Below are 5,179 nucleotides of genomic sequence, written 5' to 3'. Positions count from 1 at the left end.
CAAAAGCAAAACCCCCCAGTACTTTCGTACTGGGGGGTTTCAAGGGAGAGCCTGGCGATTACCTACTTTCACACGGGTATCCGCACTATCATCGGCGTGGAGTCGTTTCACGGTCCTGTTCGGGATGGGAAGGGGTGGTTCCAACTCGCTATGGTCACCAGGCATAAACGGTGGCCGCGCTGAGGTTTGCTCAACGCAGCGAATAGGGATGTAGTAGGGGTTGTGCGTATCGGCCTAGCTGCTGGGCAGCGGCACGCGACACTCACACCAGGTAGAAACACACTGGTTATAGGATCAAGCCTTACGGGCAATTAGTACTGGTTAGCTTAACGCATTACTGCGCTTCCACACCCAGCCTATCAACGTCCTGGTCTCGAACGACCCTTCAAGGAGCTCAAGGCTCCAGGGAATCCTCATCTTCAGGCGAGTTTCCCGCTTAGATGCTTTCAGCGGTTATCTCTTCCGTACATAGCTACCCTGCGATGCCTCTGGCGAGACAACAGGTACACCAGCGGTACGTCCACTCCGGTCCTCTCGTACTAGGAGCAGCCCCCGTCAAGATTCCAACGCCCACGGCAGATAGGGACCAAACTGTCTCACGACGTTTTAAACCCAGCTCACGTACCTCTTTAAATGGCGAACAGCCATACCCTTGGGACCGGCTACAGCCCCAGGATGAGATGAGCCGACATCGAGGTGCCAAACACCGCCGTCGATATGAACTCTTGGGCGGTATCAGCCTGTTATCCCCAGAGTACCTTTTATCCGTTGAGCGATGGCCCTTCCATTCAGAACCACCGGATCACTATGTCCTGCTTTCGCACCTGCTCGACTTGTCGGTCTCGCAGTTAAGCACGCTTTTGCCATTGCACTTTAGGTACGATGTCCGACCGTACCAAGCGTACCTTCGAACTCCTCCGTTACACTTTGGGAGGAGACCGCCCCAGTCAAACTGCCTACCATGCACTGTCCCCGATCCGGATTCACGGACCAAGGTTAGAACCTCAAACAAACCAGGGTGGTATTTCAAGGACGGCTCCACGCAGACTAGCGTCCACGCTTCAAAGCCTCCCACCTATCCTACACAGATCGGTTCAAAGTCCAATGCAAAGCTACAGTAAAGGTTCATGGGGTCTTTCCGTCTAGCCGCGGGGAGATTGCATCATCACAAACACTTCAACTTCGCTGAGTCTCGGGAGGAGACAGTGTGGCCATCGTTACGCCATTCGTGCAGGTCGGAACTTACCCGACAAGGAATTTCGCTACCTTAGGACCGTTATAGTTACGGCCGCCGTTTACCGGGACTTCAATCAAGAGCTTGCACCCCATCATTTAATCTTCCGGCACCGGGCAGGCGTCACACCCTATACGTCCACTTTCGTGTTTGCAGAGTGCTGTGTTTTTATTAAACAGTCGCAGCCACCATTTTATTGCAACCCCTTCACCCTCCTGGCGCAGGCCAGTCAAGCTACAAGGGCGTACCTTATCCCGAAGTTACGGTACCAATTTGCCGAGTTCCTTCTCCCGAGTTCTCTCAAGCGCCTTAGAATACTCATCTCGCCCACCTGTGTCGGTTTGCGGTACGGTCTCGTATGACTGAAGCTTAGAGGCTTTTCTTGGAACCACTTCCAATTGCTTCGCAGCACTAGGCCGCTCGCCCCACATCCTTGAATTCCGCGCCCGGATTTGCCTAAGCGCCTTCTCCAATGCAGGGACCGGGACTTCCAACACCCGGACAACCTTCCGCGATCCGTCCCCCCATCGCATCATACGACGGTGCAGGAATATTAACCTGCTTCCCATCAGCTACGCATCTCTGCCTCGCCTTAGGGGCCGACTCACCCTACGCCGATGAACGTTGCGTAGGAAACCTTGGGCTTACGGCGAGGGGGCTTTTCACCCCCTTTATCGCTACTCATGTCAGCATTCGCACTTCTGATACCTCCAGCATCCTTTACAAGACACCTTCACAGGCTTACAGAACGCTCTCCTACCATGCGTGCACTCCTTTAARTCCACTCTACTTGCATCCCAACGATCTCTGTTGGGCGCTTTGTCGATGCTGCGCATCGACAAGCAAGGTGCACTTAAAGGAATGCACGCATCCGCAGCTTCGGTGACTGGCTTAGCCCCGTTACATCTTCCGCGCAGGACGACTCGATCAGTGAGCTATTACGCTTTCTTTAAAGGATGGCTGCTTCTAAGCCAACCTCCTGACTGTTTTAGCCTTCCCACTTCGTTTCCCACTTAGCCAATCTTAGGGACCTTAGCTGGCGGTCTGGGTTGTTTCCCTCTTGACACCGGACGTTAGCACCCGATGTCTGTCTCCCGTGATTGCACTCTTCGGTATTCGGAGTTTGCTATGGCGGGGTAATCAGCAATAGACCCCCCAACCATGACAGTGCTCTACCCCCGAAGGTGAGACACGAGGCACTACCTAAATAGTTTTCGGAGAGAACCAGCTATTTCCAGACTTGTTTAGCCTTTCACCCCTATCCACAGCTCATCCCCTAACTTTTCAACGTTAGTGGGTTCGGTCCTCCAGTACGTGTTACCGCACCTTCAACCTGGCCATGGATAGATCGTCTGGTTTCGGGTCTACACCCAGCGACTGAACGCCCTATTCGGACTCGCTTTCGCTACGCCTTCCCTAATCGGTTAAGCTTGCCACTGAATGTAAGTCGCTGACCCATTATACAAAAGGTACGCCGTCACCCGTTTCCAGGCTCCGACTGTTTGTATGCATGCGGTTTCAGGATCTATTTCACTCCCCTCCCGGGGTTCTTTTCGCCTTTCCCTCACGGTACTGGTTCACTATCGGTCGATCACGAGTATTTAGCCTTGGAGGATGGTCCCCCCATCTTCAGACAGGATTTCACGTGTCCCGCCCTACTTGTCGTACACCTAGTTCCACAACGCTGTTTTCGCATACAGGGCTATCACCTGCTATGGCCGGGCTTTCCATCCCGTTCTGCTAACAATGCTGCTAAAGAGTACAAGGCTCTTCCCATTTCGGCTACAGGATGAGTTCTCGCATTTGTGCCGTATTCCAAGTCATCTTTCGATCACTTAAATACATTTCGGTTGATACAATCACAACCCGGTATCGTGTTTTACTGCAGCGTCTCATCAACGCTCACGACACCTTTACTACATCCCATATTGTTAAAGAACAGCCGTGCGAGACTTGGTCTCGCAACGTCTTGGCCAAGGCCAAAGGCAAACGCTCAATCCTAAGCGCTTGCCTTTGACGACCAATCCAAGGTACCAGGTAATTGGTGGAGGATGACGGGATCGAACCGACGACCCCCTGCTTGCAAAGCAGGTGCTCTCCCAGCTGAGCTAATCCCCCAAATACTACTGACGCCGGAAGCTCAACATCGAACCACCGTCTATAACTTGGTGGGTCTGGTAGGACTTGAACCTACGACTGAAAGGAGGTGATCCAGCCGCACCTTCCGATACGGCTACCTTGTTACGACTTCACCCCAGTCATGAACCCTGCCGTGGTAATCGCCCTCCTTGCGGTTAGGCTAACTACTTCTGGCAAAACCCACTCCCATGGTGTGACGGGCGGTGTGTACAAGACCCGGGAACGTATTCACCGCGGCATGCTGATCCGCGATTACTAGCGATTCCAGCTTCACGTAGTCGAGTTGCAGACTACGATCCGGACTACGATGCGTTTTCTGGGATTAGCTCCCCCTCGCGGGTTGGCAACCCTCTGTACGCACCATTGTATGACGTGTGAAGCCCTACCCATAAGGGCCATGAGGACTTGACGTCATCCCCACCTTCCTCCGGTTTGTCACCGGCAGTCTCTCTAGAGTGCTCTTGCGTAGCAACTAAAGACAAGGGTTGCGCTCGTTGCGGGACTTAACCCAACATCTCACGACACGAGCTGACGACAGCCATGCAGCACCTGTGTCCACTTTCTCTTTCGAGCACCTRATGCATCTCTGCTTCGTTAGTGGCATGTCAAGGGTAGGTAAGGTTTTTCGCGTTGCATCGAATTAATCCACATCATCCACCGCTTGTGCGGGTCCCCGTCAATTCCTTTGAGTTTTAATCTTGCGACCGTACTCCCCAGGCGGTCAACTTCACGCGTTAGCTACGTTACTGAAGAAATGAATCCCCAACAACTAGTTGACATCGTTTAGGGCGTGGACTACCAGGGTATCTAATCCTGTTTGCTCCCCACGCTTTCGTGCATGAGCGTCAGTGACGTCCCAGGGGGCTGCCTTCGCCATCGGTATTCCTCCACATCTCTACGCATTTCACTGCTACACGTGGAATTCTACCCCCCTCTGACATACTCTAGCCTTGCAGTCACAAGCGCCATTCCCAAGTTGAGCTCGGGGATTTCACGCCTGTCTTACAAAACCGCCTGCGCACGCTTTACGCCCAGTAATTCCGATTAACGCTCGCACCCTACGTATTACCGCGGCTGCTGGCACGTAGTTAGCCGGTGCTTATTCTTCCGGTACCGTCATCCCCCCGCCGTATTAGGGCAAGGGATTTCTTTCCGGACAAAAGTGCTTTACAACCCGAAGGCCTTCTTCACACACGCGGCATTGCTGGATCAGGGTTGCCCCCATTGTCCAAAATTCCCCACTGCTGCCTCCCGTAGGAGTCTGGGCCGTGTCTCAGTCCCAGTGTGGCTGATCGTCCTCTCAGACCAGCTACTGATCGTCGCCTTGGTGGGCCTTTACCCCACCAACTAGCTAATCAGACATCGGCCGCTCCTATCGCGCGAGGCCTTRCGGTCCCCCGCTTTCACCCTCAGGTCGTATGCGGTATTAGCTAATCTTTCGACTAGTTATCCCCCACGACAGGGCACGTTCCGATGTATTACTCACCCGTTCGCCACTCGCCACCAGGATTGCTCCCGTGCTGCCGTTCGACTTGCATGTGTAAGGCATGCCGCCAGCGTTCAATCTGAGCCAGGATCAAACTCTTCAGTTTAATACCTGTGTGGTTCCGCGCAGTTGCCTGCTGAAACCTCGCTCTTTCGAGCGGTCGCTCACTCTCAGAAAACTGACTGGTTACATCCGAAGACATAACCAACATGTTTTACTGTGCGAGCACTTTATAACTTGTAAGCTAAAAGACCGAAGTCTTCCGCATCCGCTATCAAGCGCCCACACTTATCGGTTGTTTGTTTGTTAAAGAACTGGCC

Annotated in this window: 1 tRNA gene and 3 rRNA genes; all 4 read right to left on the bottom strand. The window is 53.3% G+C overall.

Annotated features, from left to right (window positions below):
• Nucleotides 1-49 precede the first annotated feature (49 nt).
• Nucleotides 50-162 (bottom strand): 5S ribosomal RNA (gene rrf, locus AB4061_RS40360).
• A gap of 128 nt (nucleotides 163-290) precedes the next feature.
• Nucleotides 291-3,233 (bottom strand): 23S ribosomal RNA (locus AB4061_RS40355).
• 43 nt (nucleotides 3,234-3,276) lie between these two features.
• Nucleotides 3,277-3,352 (bottom strand) — tRNA-Ala (locus AB4061_RS40350).
• A gap of 81 nt (nucleotides 3,353-3,433) precedes the next feature.
• Nucleotides 3,434-4,965: ribosomal RNA gene (locus AB4061_RS40345) — 16S ribosomal RNA — on the bottom strand.
• The 16S, 23S and 5S rRNA genes sit together here with 1 tRNA gene alongside, the layout of an rRNA operon.
• Nucleotides 4,966-5,179: the final 214 nt, after the last annotated feature.

Origin of the sequence: Cupriavidus sp. YAF13 (assembly GCF_052113425.1) — a bacterium.
In the GTDB taxonomy this organism is placed as follows: Bacteria; Pseudomonadota; Gammaproteobacteria; order Burkholderiales; family Burkholderiaceae; genus Cupriavidus.
Note: the sequence above shows the minus strand (reverse complement) of the source record. Positions and strands in the feature narration are given on the sequence as shown.